The sequence below is a fragment of the Amycolatopsis rifamycinica genome (genome assembly GCF_000695625.1).
In the GTDB taxonomy this organism is placed as follows: domain Bacteria; phylum Actinomycetota; class Actinomycetes; order Mycobacteriales; family Pseudonocardiaceae; genus Amycolatopsis; species Amycolatopsis rifamycinica.
This window is the reverse complement of sequence record NZ_JMQI01000028.1, coordinates 61,481-81,418: the sequence shown is the minus strand read 5'-3', so window position 1 is coordinate 81,418 and position 19,938 is coordinate 61,481. Positions and strand designations below refer to the sequence as shown.

At 72.1% G+C, this 19,938-nt stretch carries 17 protein-coding genes; 11 read left to right on the top strand and 6 right to left on the bottom strand.

From position 1 onward, the window contains the following. The first annotated feature begins 60 nt into the window (after positions 1–60). Positions 61–564 (top strand): hypothetical protein, encoded by a 504-nt coding sequence (locus tag DV20_RS14815; protein ID WP_043780491.1) that lies wholly within the window; start codon positions 61–63, stop codon positions 562–564. Further along, positions 561–1,040 (top strand): GNAT family N-acetyltransferase, encoded by a 480-nt coding sequence (locus tag DV20_RS14810; RefSeq protein WP_043780490.1) that lies wholly within the window; start codon positions 561–563, stop codon positions 1,038–1,040. The genes DV20_RS14815 and DV20_RS14810 overlap by 4 nt, the downstream gene beginning before the upstream one ends. Here DV20_RS14810 and DV20_RS44925 read toward each other — a convergent pair. Further along, positions 991–1,326, bottom strand: a complete 336-nt coding sequence (locus DV20_RS44925) for a hypothetical protein (protein WP_152603724.1) — start codon at positions 1,324–1,326, stop codon at positions 991–993. The two genes, DV20_RS14810 and DV20_RS44925, sit on opposite strands and share 50 nt — an antisense overlap. 34 nt (positions 1,327–1,360) lie before the next feature. Then, positions 1,361–3,202 carry an asparagine synthase (glutamine-hydrolyzing) gene (gene asnB / locus DV20_RS14800; protein ID WP_043780486.1) on the bottom strand — a complete coding sequence of 614 codons (1,842 nt, stop codon included), beginning with the start codon at positions 3,200–3,202 and terminating at the stop codon, positions 1,361–1,363. A gap of 402 nt (positions 3,203–3,604) precedes the next feature. Between asnB and kdpF the strand changes: the two genes are divergently transcribed. The 9 genes from kdpF (at position 3,605) to smc (ending at position 16,116) form a co-directional block, all read left to right on the top strand. After that, entirely contained in the window at positions 3,605–3,706 is a 102-nt protein-coding gene (gene kdpF / locus DV20_RS14795) for a K(+)-transporting ATPase subunit F (protein WP_043780483.1), read from the top strand. After that, the gene (gene kdpA / locus DV20_RS14790; protein ID WP_043780482.1) at positions 3,706–5,367 is read left to right on the top strand and encodes a potassium-transporting ATPase subunit KdpA; all 1,662 of its coding nucleotides are present in this window, start codon (positions 3,706–3,708) and stop codon (positions 5,365–5,367) included. The genes kdpF and kdpA overlap by 1 nt, the downstream gene beginning before the upstream one ends. Continuing rightward, the gene (kdpB, locus tag DV20_RS14785) at positions 5,364–7,412 is read left to right on the top strand and encodes a potassium-transporting ATPase subunit KdpB (RefSeq protein WP_043780480.1); all 2,049 of its coding nucleotides are present in this window, start codon (positions 5,364–5,366) and stop codon (positions 7,410–7,412) included. The genes kdpA and kdpB overlap by 4 nt, the downstream gene beginning before the upstream one ends. 6 nt (positions 7,413–7,418) lie before the next feature. Continuing rightward, positions 7,419–8,009 (top strand): potassium-transporting ATPase subunit C, encoded by a 591-nt coding sequence (locus DV20_RS14780; protein ID WP_043780477.1) that lies wholly within the window; start codon positions 7,419–7,421, stop codon positions 8,007–8,009. A gap of 4 nt (positions 8,010–8,013) precedes the next feature. Then, positions 8,014–10,557, top strand: a complete 2,544-nt coding sequence (locus DV20_RS14775) for a sensor histidine kinase (protein WP_043780476.1) — start codon at positions 8,014–8,016, stop codon at positions 10,555–10,557. Continuing rightward, positions 10,554–11,252 (top strand): response regulator, encoded by a 699-nt coding sequence (locus DV20_RS14770; RefSeq protein ID WP_043780473.1) that lies wholly within the window; start codon positions 10,554–10,556, stop codon positions 11,250–11,252. Before DV20_RS14775 ends, DV20_RS14770 begins: the two co-directional genes overlap by 4 nt. Before the next feature lie 13 nt (positions 11,253–11,265). After that, entirely contained in the window at positions 11,266–11,991 is a 726-nt protein-coding gene (locus DV20_RS14765; RefSeq protein ID WP_051736008.1) for a hypothetical protein, read from the top strand. A gap of 53 nt (positions 11,992–12,044) precedes the next feature. After that, positions 12,045–12,332, top strand: coding sequence for an acylphosphatase (locus tag DV20_RS14760; RefSeq protein ID WP_043780943.1), 288 nt, complete (start codon positions 12,045–12,047; stop codon positions 12,330–12,332). Between the two features lie 181 nt (positions 12,333–12,513). Further along, the gene (smc, locus tag DV20_RS14755) at positions 12,514–16,116 is read left to right on the top strand and encodes a chromosome segregation protein SMC (RefSeq protein WP_043780472.1); all 3,603 of its coding nucleotides are present in this window, start codon (positions 12,514–12,516) and stop codon (positions 16,114–16,116) included. Here the strand turns inward: smc and DV20_RS14750 are convergent. From DV20_RS14750 to DV20_RS14735, 4 genes are all read right to left on the bottom strand, one after another. Next, the gene (locus DV20_RS14750; protein WP_043780470.1) at positions 16,109–16,336 is read right to left on the bottom strand and encodes a hypothetical protein; all 228 of its coding nucleotides are present in this window, start codon (positions 16,334–16,336) and stop codon (positions 16,109–16,111) included. The genes smc and DV20_RS14750 overlap by 8 nt on opposite strands. A gap of 52 nt (positions 16,337–16,388) precedes the next feature. Further along, the gene (locus tag DV20_RS14745) at positions 16,389–16,889 is read right to left on the bottom strand and encodes a DUF3455 domain-containing protein (protein ID WP_043780468.1); all 501 of its coding nucleotides are present in this window, start codon (positions 16,887–16,889) and stop codon (positions 16,389–16,391) included. A gap of 86 nt (positions 16,890–16,975) precedes the next feature. Beyond that, positions 16,976–18,541 (bottom strand): sodium:solute symporter, encoded by a 1,566-nt coding sequence (locus DV20_RS14740; RefSeq protein ID WP_043780465.1) that lies wholly within the window; start codon positions 18,539–18,541, stop codon positions 16,976–16,978. 39 nt (positions 18,542–18,580) lie between these two features. Further along, positions 18,581–19,801: an anhydro-N-acetylmuramic acid kinase gene (locus tag DV20_RS14735; RefSeq protein ID WP_043780462.1), complete on the bottom strand. Its 1,221-nt coding sequence runs from the start codon at positions 19,799–19,801 to the stop codon at positions 18,581–18,583. Positions 19,802–19,938: the final 137 nt, after the last annotated feature.

Here is a 19,938-nt window from a genome sequence, read left to right as displayed (position 1 = left end):
TGTAGAGATTATGCTCTAATAGTTCTGGAGGACAGTCTCCAGAACTGGGAGGGCTTCACCATGGTCCGCAACGTGCACACCCGCCGCTTCCCCGGACACCGGGCCGGGCTGGTCGAACTGCTGGACACCGTCGGCACCCCGGACGACCGGCTCTGGCCGGTGGCGGACTGGCCGCCGACCCGCCTCGAAGGTCCCCGTGTCCCCGGCACGCCGGCCGGGCACGGACCCGTCGGCTACGTGCTGGAGGAGGCCGGCGCCGACCGGCTGCGCTTCCGCTTCACCGCCCCGGCGGGCGTCCACGGCCACCACGGGTTCACGATCGACGGCGACGCGCTCACCCACGTCCTGGAGGCGTCGCTGCACGGCTGGGCCCGGCTGACCTGGCCGTTGTTCTTCCGCCCGTTGCACGACGCCCTGCTGGAGCAGCTCCTCGACCGGGCCGAGCTGGCCCTGACCGGGCGGGTCGAGCGGCCGGTCCGCTGGTCGCCGTACGTCCGGTTCCTGCGCGGCCTGGGGAAAATCCGTTCGCGCCGCCCTCGCCCGGCGGCGAAACTGGGGGCATGATCCGCCTGACCCCGCTGGACGAGACCGCACTGGCCCGGTTGCTGGAGGCCGCCGTGGCCGGGGCCGATCCCCTGGACGTCATGCCGCCGGTCGACGACCCGCCCGGCTGGACTCCCGCTCGCCGCGCGGCGTTCCTGGCGTTCCACCGGGCCCGGTCGCTGGCTCCGGCGACGGCCGTGGAACGCACGTGGGTGATCGACGTCGACGGTGTGGCCGCGGGCGCGGCCCGCCTGGAGCCCCGCGGCGACGCGGTGGAAGCGGGCATCTGGCTGAGCCGCGACGCCCGCGGCCGGGGGATCGGCCGTCAGGTGACGGCGCTGCTGCTGGCCGAGGCCCGGGAGAGTGGCGCCGCCCGGTTCGTCGCCTCGACGACGGCGGGCAACCACGGCGCCCGCGCCCTGCTGTCCGGGCTCGGCGCCGACCTCGTCACCGAAGGCGACGAGGTCGCCGCGACCCTGCCCCTCGGGCCGAGGTAGCCAGCAGCGGCAGGATCTCGGTGCGCACGTACTCCAGCGCGTCCCGCTCGGGGAGGATGTGGGGCCCCTGCACCCACCGGACGCCGTGTCGCACGGCCGCGGCCGTGACGCGCTCCCGCAGCGCGCCCGCCACGCCCGCGCCCAGCACCAGTGCCTCGCAGGTGCCCAGGCGCGCCAGAACCGCTTCCTCCGAAGCGACGCCGTCCGCGGCGAGACCCGCCGCGGACAGCGCCGCCGTCACCCTCGAGACCGTGGCCGGGTTGCGGCCGAACAGCAGCACCTTCATGCCGCCCAGGCTCACACCTCAAGGGCACTCGAGGTCAAGACAGCTCGAGCGTGGGGGAGTACATCTCGATCCAGTGGTAGAGGTCGAGCAGCCGGTCGAGGCCGATCCGGTCGGCCGGGGCCATGGCCGCCGAGTCCACTTCGGACACACGGTGCGCCCAGGTCCGGTCGACCAGGCCGAAGACGGCGTGGCCCGGCTCGGCCAGCACCTCCTTGGCCTGCTGCTGCAGCGCCGCCGCGTAGCCCGGGTCCTGCGTCGACGGGTACGGGCTCTTCACCCGCTGCGCGACCGACTCGGGCAGCACGTGCTTGGTGGCGTGCCGCAGCAGGCTCTTCTCCCGGCCGTCGAACGTCTTCAGCGACCACGGCGTGTTGTACACGTACTCCACCAGCCGGTGGTCGCAGAACGGCACGCGGACCTCCAGGCCCACCGCCATCGACGCGCGGTCCTTGCGGTCGAGCAGCATCCGCACGAACCGGGTGAGGTGCAGGTGGCAGATGGTCCGCATGCGGGCTTCGAGCGGGGACTCGCCGTCCAGGTGCTCGACCTCGGCGACCGCGGAGCGGTACTGGTCGCGCACGTAGGACTCCAGGTCCATCTTGCCCATCAGCTCGGGCGTGTAGATCGACGTCCGGTCGGTCAGCATCGCGCTGCGGAACGCGATCCACGGGAACGTGTCCGCGTTGACCGCGGTCTCGTCGAAGAACCAGCGGTAGCCGCCGAACACCTCGTCGGCCGACTCGCCCGACAGCGCCACCGTCGACTCGCCGCGGATCGCCTTGAACAGCAGGTACAGCGACGTGTCCATGTCGCCGAGGCCGGCCGGGATGTCCCGGGCCCGCAGCACCGCGCGCCGCACCTCGGGGTCGGTCAGCTCGGCCGGGTTGAGGACGACGTCCTGGTGCGCGGAACCCACCAGCGAAGCGACGTCACGGACGAAGGGCGAGTCCGCCGTGTCGCGCATCTCGTCCGGCTTGAAGTTCTCCTCCTGGCCGAAGAAGTCGACGGAGAACGTCCGCAGCTGTTCGCCCTGCTCCGCCAGCCGCGCGGCCGCCAGGCCCGTGACGGCGCTCGAGTCGAGGCCGCCGGAGAGCAGGACGCAGCGGGGGACGTCGGCGACGAGCTGCCGGTTGACGATGTCGGTCATCAGCTCGCGCACGCGGGCGACCGTCGTCTCCTGGTCGTCGGTGTGCTGCTTCGCGTCGAGCTTCCAGTACGTGCGGGTGCGGACGCCTTCGCGGGACACGGTGACGATCGTGCCCGGCCGGACCTCCTCCATGCCCTTCCACAGCGACCAGCCGGGCCGCTTGGTGAACGCCATCAGCTCGCGCAGGCCGTCGGTGTCGACGACCTTCTTCGCCAGCGGGTTGGCGAGGATCGCCTTCGGCTCCGAGCCGAACAGCACGCCGTCGGCCGTCGGGTAGTAGTAGAACGGCTTGATGCCCATCCGGTCGCGGATCATGACCAGGCGGTCGTCGCGCTCGTCCCAGATCGCGAAGGCGTACATGCCGTTGAGGTGGTCGACGACCTCGTCGCCCCACTGCAGGTAGGCGTGCAGGACGACTTCGGTGTCGCTGTCGGTCTCCCACCGGTGGCCGAGCCGGGTCAGCTCGTCCTTCAGCTCGGTGAAGTTGTAGGCCTCACCGCTGTAGACCATCGCCACCGCGCCGTTCGGCGTGGACACCGTCATCGGCTGACGGCCGCCGGGCAGGTCGATGATGGCCAGCCGCCGGTGCCCCAGCGCGACGTGCTCGCGCACCCACGTCCCGGAGTCGTCCGGGCCGCGGCAGGCCATCGTGCCGGTCATGGCGTCGACCACGTCCCGGCGGCGGGTGAGGTCGGCGTCGTAGGACACCCAGCCGGCGATACCGCACATGGAGAAACCCCTCTCCCGAGATTTGCTTAGCCGATACAACTATCGGTAACACAGGTGTAACACGGCCCGAAGATCTTGTCTGCCCGAATTGCACGTTCCGCGCCTGTTCGGTCACGCGGTGTGTCGCTTGTCACTGGCCAACCACCTGCCGTGAGAACCGGGCAAACGTTTGCGTGACCGCCGCCACCGGCCATCAAGGGCGCGTAAAGGCGCGTCAGGAACGCATCAAGGCGCCATCAGCCGGGCCTCGGAAGGGCCTCCCGGAGACGCACAGTGAACCCCTCCGGTCACCGAACCCGGTGACCCGTCTTGAGAGGTGCCTGTGGCCGACTTGCTCTACGCCGTCCTGCTGATCGGCGTTTTCGTGGTGCTCGCGCTGGCGCTGCGTGGACTGGCGAAGCTGTGAGCGGCGCGGGGACCGCGGCCAACGTCGTCGGCGGGCTGCTGGCGCTGGGGCTGCTCGTGTACCTGTTCGTCGCCTTGATCAGGCCGGAGAAATTCTGATGTCCGACACCATGGCCGGGCTCATCCAGCTCGGCCTGCTCCTCGCCGCCCTCGCCGTGGTCCACCGGCCGCTCGGCGATTACCTGGCGCGCGTCTTCTCCACCGAGAAGCACCTCAAGCTCGAGAAGGGCCTCTACCGCCTCTTCCGCGTCAACCCGGACTCCGAGCAGCGGTGGCCCACCTACGCCGCGGGCGTGCTCGGCTTCTCGTTCGTCTCGGTCGTGCTGCTCTACCTGCTGCAGCGGCTGCAGCCGCTCCTGCCGTGGAGCCTGGGCCGCGGTTCGGTGAGCCCGGGCGTCGCTTTCAACACGGCGGTCTCGTTCGTCACCAACACGAACTGGCAGTCCTACGTCCCCGAGAAGACGATGGGCCACTTCGTGCAGATGGCCGGGCTCACCGTGCAGAACTTCCTGTCGGCGGCCGTCGGCCTGGCCGTGGCGATCGCGGTGACGCGGGGCTTCGTCCGGGCGAAGACCGACCGGCTCGGCAACTTCTGGGTCGACCTCACCCGCGGCACGGTCCGCGTGCTGCTGCCGGTGGCGTTCGTGTTCGCGATCGTGCTGGTCGCGCTCGGTGTCGTGCAGAGCCTCAAGGCCGGCGTCGCCGTCACCGGCCCCGACGGCGGCGCCGGCACCGTCGCACTGGCCCCGGCGGCGAGCCAGGAGGCCATCAAGGAACTCGGCACCAACGGCGGCGGCATCTTCAACGCCAACTCCGCGCACCCCTTCGAGAACCCCAGCGCCTGGTCGAACCTCGTCCAGCTGTTCCTCATCCTGGTCATCCCGGTCAGCCTGACCCGCGCGTTCGGCACGCTCGTCGGCGACCGCCGCCAGGGGTACCTCCTGCTCAGCGTGATGGGCCTGCTGTGGGCCGCCTCGCTGGCGATCATCTGGTTCTCCGAAGCCCGCGCGAACAACCCGGCGGCGCTGGCCGCGGGCGCGAGCCTGGAAGGCAAGGAGCAGCGCTTCGGCATCGGGCTGACGTCGCTGTTCGCCGACACCACCACCGGCACGTCGACCGGCGCGGTCAACGGTGCGCACGACAGCCTGTCCGGGCTCGGCGGCGGAGGCGCGCTGCTGAACATGCTCTACGGCGAAATCTCGCCCGGCGGCGTCGGCACCGGCCTCTACGGCATCCTCGTGCTGGCGATCATCGCGATGTTCCTGGCCGGACTGATGGTCGGGCGCACCCCGGAGTACCTGGGCAAGAAGCTCGGCAAGCGCGAGGTCACCTGCGCGGCGATCGCGATGCTGGCGATGCCGGCGGTCGTGCTCCTCGGTTCCGGGATCGCCCTGCTGCTGCCGGGCACGGCGGGCGCGCTGGGCAACACCGGCGCGCACGGGCTGTCCGAGGTCCTCTACGGCTACGCGTCGACCGGCAACAACAACGGCAGCGCGTTCGGCGGCCTGACCGCCACCAGCGATTGGTTCCAGTCGTCGTTCGCCGTCGCCATGGCGTTCGGGCGGCTCGTGCCGATCCTCGCCGTGCTCTGCCTGGCCGGTTCCCTGGCCGCCCAGCGCCGGGTGCCCGAAACCGCCGGCACCCTGCCCACCACCGGGCCGCTGTTCGCCACCCTGCTCACCGGCACGGTGGTGCTCGTCGCGGCCCTCACGTTCATCCCGGCGCTCGCGCTCGGGCCCATCGCGGAGGCACTCGCATGACCGTCACCGAAGAACGACCGCAGGTGACCCCCGCCGAACCGCCCGGACGGGTCGGCGCCGGCGTCTTCAGCCCGCGCCGGCTCTGGACCGCGCTGCCGGAAGCGCTGCGGAAGCTGAACCCGAAGCACCAGCTCGGCAACCCGGTGATGTTCGTGGTCTGGGCGGGCTCGGCGCTCACCACCGTCTTCGCGGTCACCGACCCGAGCGTGTTCACCATCCTGATCGCCGTGTGGCTGTGGTTCACGGTGCTGTTCGCGAACCTCGCCGAGGCCGTCGCGGAAGGCCGCGGCAAGGCCCAGGCCGAGAGCCTGCGGCGGTCGAAGAAGGAAACCGTCGCCCGCCGGCTCACCGAAACCGGCTCCGAAGAACAGGTCCCGGGAGCCGAGCTGAAGGTCGGCGACCTGGTCGTCGTCGAGGCCGGCCAGGTGATCCCGGGTGACGGCGACGTCGTCGAGGGCATCGCGACCGTCGACGAGTCGGCCATCACCGGCGAGTCGGCCCCGGTCATCCGCGAGTCCGGCGGCGACCGCAGCGCCGTCACCGGCGGCACGACGGTGCTCTCCGACCGGATCGTCGTGCGGATCACCACCAAGCCGGGCGAGTCCTTTGTGGACCGCATGATCGCCTTGGTGGAAGGCGCCTCCCGGCAGAAGACGCCGAACGAGATCGCGCTGACCATCCTGCTCTCGACGTTGACGATCATCTTCCTGCTCGCCGTCGTCGCGCTGCAGCCGATGGCCCGCTACTCCGGCCGCGAACAGTCGGTGATCGTGCTGACCGCGCTGCTGGTCTGCCTGATCCCGACGACGATCGGTGCCCTGCTGTCCGCGATCGGCATCGCGGGCATGGACCGCCTGGTGCAGCGCAACGTCCTGGCGACGAGCGGCCGCGCGGTGGAGGCCGCGGGCGACGTCTCGACGCTGCTGCTCGACAAGACCGGCACGATCACCTTCGGCAACCGCCGCGCCACCGGACTGATCCCCGTGGGCACGTCCACGATGGACGAACTCGCCCGCGCCGCCCGGCTGGCCAGCCTGGCCGACGAGACCCCCGAGGGGCGCAGCGTCGTCGAGCTGACGGCGGACCACGCGGCCCAGGACGAGCCCGGCGAGTTCGTCCCCTTCACCGCGCAGACCCGGATGTCGGGCATCGACATCGGGACTCGCCGGATCCGCAAGGGGGCGGCGAGTTCCGTCCGTGCCTGGGTGCGCGAGAACGGCGGCGACTTCCCCGACGAGACCGAGCGGGTGGTGGACGAGATCAGCGCCCAGGGCGGCACGCCGCTGGTTGTCGCCGAAGACACCGTGGTGCGGGGCGTGATCCGGCTGTCCGACGTGGTCAAGCCGGGCATGAAGGAGCGGTTCGCCGAGCTGCGCGCGATGGGCATCAAGACGGTGATGATCACCGGCGACAACCCGCTGACGGCGAAGGCCATCGCCGCGGACGCCGGCGTCGACGACTACCTCGCCGAGGCGAAACCCGAAGACAAGATGGCCCTGATCAAGAAGGAGCAGGAAGGCGGGCGGCTGGTCGCGATGACCGGCGACGGCACCAACGACGCCCCGGCGCTCGCGCAGGCCGACGTCGGCGTCGCGATGAACACCGGCACCTCGGCCGCCAAGGAGGCCGGGAACATGGTCGACCTCGACAGCGACCCGACGAAGCTGATCGAGATCGTCGAGATCGGCAAGCAGCTGCTGATCACCCGCGGCGCGCTGACCACCTTCAGCGTCGCCAACGACCTGGCCAAGTACTTCGCGATCCTGCCCGCGATGTTCACCGCCATCTTCGCCCAGCTCGGCGGGTTGAACATCATGCACCTGGCCACGCCGGAGTCGGCGATCCTCTCCGCCGTCATCTTCAACGCGCTGATCATCGTCGTGCTGATCCCCCTGGCCCTGCGCGGCGTGCGGTACAAGCCGTCGTCGGCCGCGGCCCTGCTGCGCCGCAACCTGCTCGTCTACGGCCTCGGCGGGATCGTCAGCCCGTTCCTCGGGATCTGGCTGATCGACCTGCTCGTGCGCCTCATCCCCGGAATCGGGTGACTCCTCGTGAACACGCTCGTCAAACAGACCTGGGCCGCGGTGCGCGTCCTGCTCGTCATGACCGTCCTCCTCGGCATCCTGTACCCGCTGGCCGTGTGGGCCGTCGCCCGGATCCCCGGCCTGGCGGGGAACGCCGAAGGCTCGATCGTCACGCGGAACGGCCAGGCCGTGGGGTCGTCGCTCATCGGCGTCGACCCGGTGCCCGCCGACCCGGCGCGCGACCCGTGGTTCCACACCCGCCCCTCGGCGGCCACCCCCGACGTGCCGTCCGGCGCGTCCAACAAGGGCCCGTACGACGAGAACCTGGTGAAGACCATCGAGGAGCGCAAGGACGCCATCGCGAAGCGCGAAGGGGTGACGCCCGATCAGGTACCGCCCGACGCCGTGACGGCGTCGGCTTCCGGCCTCGACCCGGCGATCAGCGCCGCCTACGCCGACCTCCAGGCACCGCGGGTCGCCCGGACCACGGGACTGCCCCTCGACCGGGTGAAGCAGCTGATCGCGCAGAACACGAGCGGGGCCGGGATCGGCGTCCCCGGCGTGACTGTGCTCCCGCTCAACTTGGCCGTGCGAGCCGCGGCCGGAGGGGCACACTGACACCGTGACCACCGCTGACAAGCCGCGCCGAGGGGAGCTGAGGATCTACCTCGGCGCGGCTCCGGGCGTCGGCAAGACCTTCGCCATGCTCGGCGAAGCCCGGCGGCGCCGGGACCGCGGCACCGACGTCGTCGTCGCGCTGGTCGAGACGCACGGCCGGGCGAAGACCGCCGAGCTCCTCGACGGACTGGAGGTGCTCCCGCGGCGGCAAGCCGGGCACCGCGGCCGCGCCTTCGAGGAGCTGGACCTCGACGCCGTCCTGGCCCGCGCGCCCGAGGTCGCCGTCGTCGACGAGCTGGCGCACACGAACGTGCCGGGTTCGCGCAACGCCAAGCGCTGGCAGGACGTCGACGAGCTGCTGGCGGCGGGCATCGACGTGCTGTCCACGGTCAACGTGCAGCACCTGCAGAGCCTCAACGACGTCGTCGAGCGGATCACCGGCGTCACCCAGCAGGAGACCGTCCCGGACGAGGTCGTCCGCCGCGCCGAACAGCTGGAGCTGGTCGACATCACCCCGGAGGCCCTGCGGCGGCGGCTCGCCCACGGCAACGTCTACCCGGCCGAGCGGATCGACGCCGCGCTGGGCAACTACTTCCGCCCCGGCAACCTCACCGCCCTCCGCGAACTGGCGCTGCTGTGGGTGGCCGACCAGGTCGACGTCGCCCTCCAGCGCTACCGCGCCGAGCAGTCGATCACCGACACCTGGGAGGCCCGCGAACGCGTCGTCGTCTCGATCACCGGCGGCCCGGAGAGCGAGACGCTCATCCGCCGCGCCAGCCGGATCGCCACCCGGGCCGGCGCCGAGCTGCAGGTGCTGCACATCCTGCGCGGCGACGGACTGGCCGGCATCGGCCCGGGCGCGATGGCCCATTACCGCAAGCTCGCCGAGGAGGTGGGCGCGACGTTCCACACGGTCGTCGGCGACGACGTCCCGGCCGCCCTGCTGGACTTCGCCCGCGGCGTCAACGCGACCCAGCTGGTGATCGGCACCTCACGGCGCTCCCGCGTGGCACGGCTGTTCGACGAGGGCATCGGCGCTTCCGTGGTCCGGCGGTCGGGGCCGATCGACGTGCACATGGTCACCCACGCCGAGGCGGGCGGCCGGCTGCGGACCCGGCTCGGCGTCAGCCCGCTGGGGCTCTCGCGGCTGGTCGCGGGCTGGGTGCTGAGCGTCCTGCTGCCGGTGCTGGTCACCGTCGCCGGCGTCTTCGTGCCCAGCGGGCTGGACTTCGCCACCGACGTCATCGCCTACGTGCTCGCCACGGTCGTCGTCGCACTGGTCGGCGGCCTCGGGCCGGCGCTGGCCGCGGCCGTGCTCGGCGCCGGGCTGCTCAACTTCTTCTTCACGCCGCCGCTGCACACCCTCACCGTGCACACCCCGCAGAACCTCGTGACGCTGATCGCGATGGTCGTGGTCGCGGTGCTGGTCGCCCTGGTCGTCGACCAGGCCGCGCGCCGGGCCGCGCAGGCGGCGCGCGCCCGGACCGAGGCGGCGCTGCTGGCCTCCTACGCCAAGACCGTGCTCACCCACGCGAACCCGATCGAGCGGCTGCTGGCGAAGGTCCGCGAGAACTTCGCGCTGACGTCGGCGACGTTGCTGGAGAAGCAGGACGGGGTGTGGCAGTGCGTGGCGACCGCGGGGGAGCACCCGTGCGCCGACCCGGACGAGGCCGACGCCGACATCGCCGTCACCGCCGACGTGCACCTGACCCTGCGCGGCCGGGCGCTGCCCGCGACCGACCGGCGGGTGCTGGAAACCGTGGCGGGGCAGGCGTTCCTGGCCCTGCGGCAGCAGCGGGCCGCCGCCGCGGCCGCGCGTGCCGAGCGCAAGGCCGAGGCCACCGAGCTGCGCACCACCCTGCTTTCGGCGGTCGGGCACGACCTGCGGACACCGCTGACGTCGATCAAGGCGTCGATCGGCAGCCTGCGTGCCGCGGACCTGGATCTGTCCGAGGAGGACACCGCCGAGCTGATGGAGGCCATCGAGCTGTCCGCCGACCGGCTCGCCGGGCTGATCGACAACCTCCTCGATTCGTCGCGGCTGGCCACCGGCGCGGTCCGCCCGCACCTGCGCCCGGTGGGCTACGACGAGGTCGTCGCGCACGCTTTGTCCACTGTGGACGGCTCGGACGCGGTGGAGGTGGCGGTCGACGACCGGCTGCCCCCGGTGCTGGCCGACCCCGGCCTGCTGGAACGGGTGGTGGCGAACGTGCTGGACAACGCGCTGCGCCACGGTGACGGCCGAAGCGGTGCCGCGCCGGTGTCCGCGCGGGCCAGCGCGCACTCGGGCCGGGTCGAGCTGCGGATCGTCGACCACGGCAAGGGGTTGCGGAAGGGAGCCGCGGATTCGGCGTTCGCGCCGTTCCAGCGGCTCGGCGGCGACCGGGACACGACCCCGGGCGTCGGACTCGGGTTGTCGGTGGCGAAGGGGTTCACCGAGGCGATGGGCGGCACGATCCGCGCCGAGGACACCCCCGGCGGCGGGCTCACGATCGTCGTGTCCCTGCCCGCGTTCAGTGTCGAGCCGGAACAAGAGGGGGTGCGATGAGCGACCCGGGCGCCACCGTGCTGGTGGTGGACGACGAGCCGCAGATCGTGCGGGCACTGCGGATCAACCTGACCGCCCGCGGCTACAAGGTGATCACCGCGCACGACGGCACGGCCGCGCTCAAGGCGGTCGCGGAGACCAAGCCCGACGTCGTCGTGCTCGACCTCGGCCTGCCCGACCTCGACGGCACGGAGGTGATCGCGGGCCTGCGCGGCTGGACGACGGTCCCGATCATCGTGCTTTCGGCCCGCGGCGACTCGGCGGACAAGGTCGAGGCCCTCGACGCGGGCGCCGACGACTACGTGACGAAGCCGTTCGGCATGGACGAGCTGCTGGCGAGGCTGCGGGCGGCGGTCCGCCGGTCGGCGGTGGCGGGCGCGGACGGCGCGGACGCGGTGGTGGACACGGCGTCGTTCAGCGTCGACCTGGCGGCGAAGCGGGTCCGCCGCCACGACGGCGTGGAGGTCCACCTGACGAAGACGGAGTGGGGCGTGCTGGAGCTGCTGGTCCGCAACCGCGGCCGGCTGGTGGCGCAGAAGCAGCTCCTGCACGAGGTGTGGGGCCCGTCGTACGAGACGGAGTCGCACTACCTGCGGGTGTACCTGGCCCAGCTGCGGCGCAAGCTGGAGCGGGAACCCTCCCGGCCCCGGCACCTGCTGACCGAACCCGGGATGGGGTACCGCTTCGAGGTCTAGCGCCTACGCCGGGGTGCTGGTCCCGGTCGTGCTCGACGAGGGGGCGCCGGCCGAGCTGGAACCGCCGCCGGGCGGCGAGGGTTCCGTCGTGGGCGAGCTCGACGGCGGGGTCGACGTCGGTGTGGGAGCCGGGCTCGAGGGAAGCGACGGCTTCGTCGACGAGGTGGGCGGCGTGTACGGCGGCGGGTTGCCGCCGGTGTCGCCGCGCGGCGGCGGGGGCGGCGAAGGCTGGGAGACCACCGTGGTGGTCGTCTTGCCGTCCGGGCTGACCGACACCACGGTCGTCGGCGTGCTCGACGACGCCGGGCTCGACGTGGTCGGAGCGCCGCTGGAGGTCGAGGGGTCGGTCGGCGACGGCGACGCCGGCAGCGTCTGCACCCCGGCCGGGATGGTGCCCTGGCCGCCGGGGCCGCCCGTGCCGCCCGCGGTGGAGGCGGGCGCCGGTCCGGCGAGCTCGGCCACGGCGGCGAACGCGGTCGCGACGACCAGCCCGGCCACCCCGAGCACGACGTACCCGGTGCGGTTCGGTTTGCTGCTCCTGGGCGGCGCGGTGTCGATCCTGGTGATCCGAGAGCTCGAATCCGACCCGTCGGGGCGGGGCATACGGGGCTCCTTGGGGATTTCGGGGAGGCGCGGTGCTGAGGCCGGAATCGGGCGAGTCTTTTCAGAGCACAGCCACGGCGGGGGAGCGACCTCGGCGGGGAGATTATCACCGGCGTGCGGGTATTCGCCCAGGTAGTGCCCTTGATCCGTTACTGTGCGCGGTCGGTTGACCCGGAAGGGAGGATCAGCGTGAGTGAGGAAGAAACCCCCACGCGGCTGACGGCGTGGGTCCGCGGCCGGGTCCAGGGCGTCGGTTTCCGCTGGTGGACGCGCAGCCGGGCGCTGGAACTCGGCCTGGTCGGGAGCGCGAGCAACCTCGCCGACGGCCGTGTCGAGGTGATAGCGGAAGGTAGCCGGGACCACTGTCAGCGGCTGTTGGCGGCGTTACGGTCGGGAGAATCACCCGGAAGTGTGGAGCACGTCGCCGAGCGGTGGTCCGACCCGAAAGGGGGGCTCACGGGCTTCGTCGAGCGGTGACAGTCCAGCGGTGACGCGAGCCCTGCTCCGTCCGGGGCCGGCGCGGCGCGTGGTGTTGCCGGCGCGGTCCCGGATGTGCTAGGCGCGCCGAGGAGGGGCGCGTCCGCCGGGCCCCGGAGGCCCCCAGGTAGCCTGGGACGATTGAACCGCCCGTACCCGCGGCCAGAGGGGTCAGCAGCACGTGCACCTGAAAAGCCTGACGCTCAAGGGCTTCAAGTCCTTCGCCTCGGCCACCACGCTGCGCTTCGAACCGGGCATCACCTGCGTGGTCGGCCCGAACGGCTCGGGCAAGTCCAACGTGCTGGACGCGCTGCGCTGGGTCATGGGCACCCAGGGCGCCAAGGACCTGCGCGGCGGCAAGATGGAGGACGTCATCTTCGCCGGCACCGCGGGCCGCGCCCCGCTCGGCCGCGCCGAGGTCACCCTCACCATCGACAACGCCGACGGCGCGCTGCCCATCGAGTACTCCGAGGTCTCGATCACCCGCCGGATGTTCCGCGACGGCGCGAGCGAGTACGAGATCAACGGCGACCGCTGCCGCCTGATGGACGTCCAGGAACTGCTGTCGGACTCCGGCATCGGCCGCGAGATGCACGTCATCGTCGGGCAGGGCCAGCTCTCGGCGATCCTCGAGTCCAAGCCCGAAGAGCGCCGCGCCTTCATCGAAGAGGCCGCCGGCGTCCTCAAGCACCGCAAGCGCAAGGAACAGACCCTGCGCAAGCTGGCCAACATGCAGGGCAACCTCGACCGCCTCGGCGACCTCACCACCGAGCTGCGCCGCCAGCTCAAGCCGCTGGGCAAGCAGGCCGAGATCGCCCGCAAGGCCCAGTCGGTCCAGTCCGAGCTGCGCGACTCGCGCCTGCGCCTGCTCGCCGACGACCTGGTCACCCAGCGGGAGGCCATCGCGCGCGAAGAGGCCGACGAGAAGACGGCCCGCGCGCGCCGCGCCGAGGTCGAGCAGACGCTCGAGATCGTCTCCGCCGAAGAAGCCGAGCTGGAGGCCTCGCTCGCCGAGGACGCGCCGCTGCTGCAGACCGCCCAGGAGACCTGGTACAAACTGTCGGCCCTGGCCGAGCGCCTGCGCGGCACCGTCCGCCTGGCCGTCGAGCGCCAGCGGCACCTCTCCGCCGACGTCACGACGAACACCGGCGGCCGCGACCCCGAAGAGCTCCTCGAAGAGGCCGAGCGCGTCGCCGAGCAGGAAGAAGAGCTCAACGAGGCCGTCATGGAGGCCCGCGAGCTGCTCGCCCAGACGGTGCTGCGGCGCGAGGACCTCGAGCAGCGCGTCCAGGCCGCCGAGCGCGCCCACTGGGCCGCCGTCCGCGCCATCGCCGACCGCCGCGAGGGCATGGCCAAGCTGACCGGCCAGGTCGAGGCGCTGCGCAGCAAGAACGGCGCCACCACCGACGAAATCGACCGGCTCAGCGTCTCCATCTCCGAAGCCGCCGAGCGCGCCGAACTCGCCGTCGAAGAGCTGGAGATGGCCAAGACCGAGGGCGGCGTGGAGGAATCCGACGACGCCGGCCTGATGGACCGCCACGACCGCGCCGTCGAGGCCAACAACGCGGCCAAGGCCCGCGTCGAAGAGCTGGTCAAGGCCGAGCGGGCCGCCGAGCGCGAGATCGCGTCGGAGAAGGCGCGCGTCGAGGCGCTGTCGATGGGGCTCAAGCGCAAGGACGGCGCGGGCGCGCTGCTCGGCGCGTCCCACGAACTGCCGGGCCTGCTCGGCTCGGTCGCCGCACTGCTCACCGTCCAGCCGGGCCACGAAGTCGCGCTGGCCGCGGCCCTCGGGCCGGTGGCCGACGCGGTCGCCGTCTCGGGCGGCGAAGAGGCCCTGCGCGCGCTGAAGTACCTCAAGGACACCGATTCCGGGCGCGCGGGCATTCTGCCCGGCGGTCCGGAGTCCACTGTGGACACCTCCGCGTGGCCGCCGCTGCCGGAAGGCGCGCGGTGGGCGCGGGACGTCGTCACGGCACCGCCGCAGCTGCGGGCCGCCGTCGAGCAGGCGCTGGACAAGCTGGCCATCGTCGGTGACCTCGACTCGGCGCGGCAGCTCGTCGCGGCGCACCCGCAGGTCCGGGCGGTCACCGCCGAGGGCGACGTCTTCGGCGCGCGCTGGGCGATCGGCGGTTCGGGCAAGCGCGAGAGCGTGATCGAGGTCCAGGCCGCCGTGGACGAAGCCGCCGAGCGGCTCCGCCTGGCCGAGCGCTCCCTGGAGCGGTACGCGGCCGAGCTGGAAGGCGCCCGCGCCGAGCAGCAGGCGCGGCGCGAAGAGGTCTCGCAGGCCAAGGACGCCCTCGGCGAGGCGAAGGTCCGGCGCGCCCGGTCCTCGGAGCGCCTCAACCGGATGCAGCAGGCCGCCCGCCAGGCCCAGGCCGAGGTCGAGCGGCTGACGGGGCAGCGTGCGAAGGTCGAGCAGAGCCGCGTCCAGGCGCTGGCCCAGCTCGCCGAGCTGGAGGAACGGCTCGCCGCCGTCGCCGAGCAGCCGGTCGAGGACGACCCGGACACCGCCGAGCGCGACGCCGCCGTCGAGGAACTCGCCGTCGTCCGGCAGGAGGAGATGGAGGCGCGGCTCGCCCAGCGCACCTCCGAAGAGCGGGCGCGCAGCATCGCCGGCAGGGCCGAAGGGCTCCGCCGCGCCGCGTACGCCGAGCAGCAGGCCCGTGAGCGCGCCGAGCGCGCCGCCGCGGCCCGCAAGCGCGGCGCCGAGATCGCCAACGCCGTCGTCAACGCCGGCGAGCTCGCGCTGGAGCGCATCGAGCACTCGGTGCAGCGCGCCGCGACCGAACGCGACCAGGTCCAGGCCCGCCGCCAGAGCCGCGAGCAGGCGCTGACCGGTGTCCGCGCCAAGGTCCGCGAGCTCACCGGCGAGCTGGAGAAGCTGACCGACGCCGTCCACCGCGACGAGGTGCTGCGCGCCGAGCAGCGGCTGCGGCTGGAGACCCTCGAGGCCAAGATCGCCGAGGACTTCGGCATCGGCCTGGAGGACCTCGTCCGCGAGTACGGCCCGGACGTCCCGGTCCCGCCCAGCGCGGGCGAGATGGCCGAGTACGAGGCGGCCAAGGAGCGCGGCGAGGACGTCACCCCGCCGCCGCCGATGCCCTACGACCGCGACACCCAGGCTCGCCGGGCCAAGCGCGCCGAGAAGGACCTGTCGCTGCTCGGCAAGGTGAACCCCCTCGCGCTGGAGGAGTTCGCGGCGCTGGAGGAGCGGTACAAGTTCCTCTCCACGCAGCTGGAGGACCTCAAGGACACCCGCAAGGACCTCGAAGCCGTCATCCGGCAGGTCGACGAGAAGATCCTCGAGGTCTTCGCCTCGGCGTACGAGGACGTGGCCCGCGAGTTCGAGACGGTGTTCGGCGTGCTCTTCCCGGGCGGCGAGGGCCGCATGGTCCTCACCGAGCCGGACGACCTGCTGGCCACCGGCGTCGACGTCGAGGCGCGCCCGCCGGGCAAGAAGGTCAAGCGGTTGTCGCTGCTGTCGGGCGGCGAGAAGTCGCTGGTCGCGGTGGGCATGCTGGTCGCGATCTTCCGCGCCCGCCCGTCACCGTTCTACGTGATGGACGAGGTCGAGGCGGCCCTCGACGACACCAACATGCGCCGGCTGATCGGGCTGCTGGAGCAGCTGCGCGACTCGTCGCAGCTGATCATCATCACCCACCAGAAGCCGACCATGGAGATCGCCGACGCCCTCTACGGCGTGAGCATGCAGGGCGACGGCATCACCAAGGTGATTTCGCAGCGCCTGCGCACGACCGAGGAAGAGCCGGTCCCGGTCAGCTGACGTCGTCTTCGCGGGGCGCCCGGCCTTCTTCGCCGCGCACCCGCGGCTCGTAGTGCCTGAGGTCGCTGCCCATCCACTGCGCGTCGCCGATCCGCGGCCGGCGCCCGCGCGGGGTGAGCATGCCGCGCTTGACCCCGCGCTTGCGGTCGGACCGGTCCATGACCAGCGCGATGACGAGCACGACGGCCAGGACAGCGCCGATCCCGATGAAGAACCCCATGTGATCCCTCCCCGCGCCCAGCGTACGGGAGCGGGGAGGGCGCCACATCCGCTTATCCGGCGACCCAGAAGGCGTAGTCGGCCGAGTAGCGGACCGCCGTCTGGGCGCCGTCGGCGCACCCGCCGGCCGGGGCGACGCCGCCGCGGGTGTTCAGGCGCTGGATGTAGGTCACCTCGCCGAAGACGCCGTCGCCGGTGTTGAGGTTCGCCTTGAGCAGCAGCTCCGGGATCGCGCCGTCCCGCGGGGCGTTGGCCGCCGCCGCCGCGCCGACCGTGCTGCCGTCCACGATGGACGTCCAGACCGGGCCCTTGCTGTGCAGCGCCACCGGCTTCCCGTGCTTCGACAGCACCGCGGCGGGCTGGATCAGCGCCCAGGCGCCGTTGGTGCAGCCGTAGATCTGCACGCCGTCGGCCGGGTAAGTGGCCAGTGCCCGGTTGCCCGCCGGCACCTTGATCGCGTCCGGCACCGTCGAGTGCGCCGGGGTGGCCGAAGCCGTCGCCGCGCCGCCGACCAGGAGGGCACCGATCGCGAGCGCCACCGTCATCCGCTTCATGGAATCCACCTTCGAAATCCTCCCGCCGCTTCTCGGCGGGCTCCCGCCTTTCGACACGGGCGCCCGCCGGAAACGGTTCAGAAGGATCAGGCGGCGACTTCTTCTTCCGCCTCGCCGGCCGCTTCGGCCTCGGCCGCCTTCGGGTCCGGCGTCCGGTGGCGCAGCGAGAGCAATCCGCCGACGACCAGCGTGATGACCACGCCCATCAGCGTGTACCACGGGTAGGCGAGCGCCACCTTGTCCCCGGCCGCCTTGCTGAAGTCGACACCGATCAGGCCGCCGGTCTTCGCGTTGAACTTCACCCCGAGGATGACGAACGCCATCACCACGACCGTGACGACGAACGCGACGATCGCGTCCACCTGCCGCGCCTTCTTGACCAGCAGGCCGAGCAGGAACGACCCCAGCAGCGCGCCGTAGGTGTACCCGGTGATCGCGAGACCCAGCTCGATCACCGAGTTCTTCGTGGTGGAGAACAGCGAGGCGAACACCGCGAACACCACCGCCCAGATCAACGTCCACATGCGACCGTGCCGCAGCAGCTTCGAGTCCTCCGGCGAACGCTTGGTGAACCGCTGGTACAGATCGGCCACAGTGGACGTCGAAAGCGCGTTGAGCGCCGAGGCGAGCGCGCCCATCGTCGAGGCCAGCACCCCGGCGATGAGCAGGCCGGACACGCCGACCGGCAGGTCGTCGATGATGAACCGCGAGAACACGTCGTCCGGGCTCTGCAGGCCCAGCTGCGCCACGGACTTCCGCCCGTTGAACACCCACAGCATCGCCCCGACCAGCAGGAACAGCGCGAACTGCACGGTGACGATGACGCCGCTGCCGATGAGCGCCTTCTGGCCGTCGCGCAGGCTGCGCGTGGCCAGCAGCCGCTGCGCGATCAGCTGGTCGGCGCCGTGCGAGGCCATCGACAGCGCCGCGCCGCCGAGCACCGCCGTCACGAAGGCGTACGGGCTGGTCAGCAGGTTCTTCGTGAAGTCGACGAGCATGAACTTGCCGTCCGCGGACGCCTGCGACGCCCAGTCGGCCGGCAGCTTGTTCAGCAGCACGATCGCGGCCACCGCGGCGCCGCCGAGGTACAGCGAGAGCTGGATGACGTCGACCCAGACGACGGCCTTGATCCCGCCGATGTAGGCGTAGACCAGCGTCAGCGCGGTGAGGATGACGACGATCACCCAGTAGTCCAGCTGGATGCCGTAGTGCGCCAGGATCACCTTGATCGGGATGGCGCCGGCGAACAGGCGCACCCCCTCGGCGAGCAGCCGCGTGATCACGAACGTCACCGACGCGGTGCCCTGCAGCCCCGAGCCGAACCGCTTCCCGAGGAACGCGTACGCGCTCACGAGGTTGCCCCGGAAGTACCGCGGCAGCAGCACGAACGCGGCGATCGTCCGGCCGATGATGTAGCCGAAGGCCAGCTGCAGGAACAGGAACGCGTTGCCGAAGACCAGCCCGGGCGTGCTGATCACGGTCAGCGTCGAGGTCTCCGTGGCCACCACGGACAGCATCACCGCACCCCACGGGAGGCTGCGCTCGCCGACGAAGTAGTCGGCCGCCGACCGTTGTCTCCGGCCGACGAGCACGCCGATCAGCGGCATCGCCGCCAGGTAGATCACGATGATGGCGAGGTCAACACCGCGCATGGATCACTCCTACTCGTGGGCCTTGTCGTCCGGCCTCGGTCATCCGGCCTTCTCCGCGACTCGCAACCGCGTCACGGCGCCCCCCAGCGGGGCGGGAAGGATCAGGGGGTCACGGCCCGGGACCAGCGCGCCGAGCAGGCGCGGCCCGCGGGCGCCGGTCGCCGACGGCACCGTACCGGGCACGCCGCACCAGGTGAGCCAGCCCAGCAACGCCGTCAGGTACGCCTCCTTGCCGGCACCGGGCAGGCCGAGGTCGTCGCTGGTCTTGAGCACCGCCGAACCCACGGCGCGGGTCAGCGCCGTCATCAGCGCCGTCATCAGCGCCGGGTTCGCGACGCCACCGCCGGAGGCGATCACGGTCGTGACGCCGTGGCGGCGGCACGCCCCGGCCACGGTGACGGCGGTCAGCTCGGTCAGCGTCGCGAGCAGGTCACCGGCGCCGACCGGGTCCAGGCCGGCCAGCGCGGCGTCGAGGTAGTCCGCGTTGAAGTGCTCCTTGCCGGTGGACTTCGGCGGCGGGGCGGCGAAGTACGGGTCGGCCAGGAGCCGGCCGAGCAGGTCGGCGCGCACCGACCCGGTGAGGGCGAGCCGGCCGTCGACGTCGCTGCGCTGCCCCGAGACGCGGTGGGCGGCGAGGTCGAGCAGGGCGTTGGCCGGCCCGGTGTCGTAGGCGATCAGCGGTTCGCCCTCGGCGACGACGGTGATGTTCGCGATGCCGCCGAGGTTCAGCGCGGCGACCGGACGGCCGGTGTCCTCGGCCAGGCCGCGCAGCCACAGCCGGTCGAGGGTGCTCGCCAGGGGTGCGCCGTGGCCGCCCGCGGCGACGTCGCGGGCGCGCAGGTCGGCGCACACGGGCAGCCCGGTGGCTTCGGCGATCCAGGCGGGCTGGCCGAGCTGGAGGCTGCCGCGGACGTGGCCGTCGTCGACCCAGTGGTAGATCGTCTGGCCCAGCGACGCGACGAGGTCCGCGCGGCCGCCGGCGAGCTCCCCGGCTCCGCGCGCGGCCGCGTCGGCGAACGCCCGGCCGACGCCGGTGTCCAGCTTCGTCAGCTCGCCGGCGGTGCACGGGTTCGGCGGAAGTGCGGCGAGCAGGGCCTCGCGCAGCGGTTCGGGGTAGGGGACGTCGAGCTCGCCGAGCGGCGTCAGCACCACCGTGCCGTCTTCGGCGTGCAGGTCCGCGGCGGCCACGTCGATCCCGTCGATCGAGGTGCCCGAAATCAGGCCGATCACCCGGAAGCCGTGGCTGCCTTTTCTCCCCATCCGGAGGGGTTTAGTGGAGCGTTCCGGGTGACGCAACCCACGTGGTGAAGTCTTGGCCCAATCGGGACCCAGGTTGTGATGAATTGGCTGTGCGGACGGGGTGTCCGGTGCCCCGGAGCGCGGATGAAAGGATGGGC

Bases quoted from the DNA above. Each gene is read 5' to 3' on its own strand.
- DV20_RS14735 (WP_043780462.1), bottom strand. From the start codon at position 19,801: ATGGGGAGAAAAGGCAGCCACGGCTTCCGGGTGATCGGCCTGATTTCG.
- DV20_RS14745 (WP_043780468.1), bottom strand. From the start codon at position 16,889: ATGAAGCGGATGACGGTGGCGCTCGCGATCGGTGCCCTCCTGGTCGGC.
- DV20_RS44925 (WP_152603724.1), bottom strand. From the start codon at position 1,326: ATGAAGGTGCTGCTGTTCGGCCGCAACCCGGCCACGGTCTCGAGGGTG.
- asnB (WP_043780486.1), bottom strand. From the start codon at position 3,202: ATGTGCGGTATCGCCGGCTGGGTGTCCTACGACGCCGACCTCACCCGC.
- DV20_RS14770 (WP_043780473.1), top strand. From the start codon at position 10,554: ATGAGCGACCCGGGCGCCACCGTGCTGGTGGTGGACGACGAGCCGCAG.
- DV20_RS14815 (WP_043780491.1), top strand. From the start codon at position 61: ATGGTCCGCAACGTGCACACCCGCCGCTTCCCCGGACACCGGGCCGGG.
- DV20_RS14810 (WP_043780490.1), top strand. From the start codon at position 561: ATGATCCGCCTGACCCCGCTGGACGAGACCGCACTGGCCCGGTTGCTG.
- kdpA (WP_043780482.1), top strand. From the start codon at position 3,706: ATGTCCGACACCATGGCCGGGCTCATCCAGCTCGGCCTGCTCCTCGCC.
- DV20_RS14750 (WP_043780470.1), bottom strand. From the start codon at position 16,336: ATGGGGTTCTTCATCGGGATCGGCGCTGTCCTGGCCGTCGTGCTCGTC.
- kdpB (WP_043780480.1), top strand. From the start codon at position 5,364: ATGACCGTCACCGAAGAACGACCGCAGGTGACCCCCGCCGAACCGCCC.
- DV20_RS14740 (WP_043780465.1), bottom strand. From the start codon at position 18,541: ATGCGCGGTGTTGACCTCGCCATCATCGTGATCTACCTGGCGGCGATG.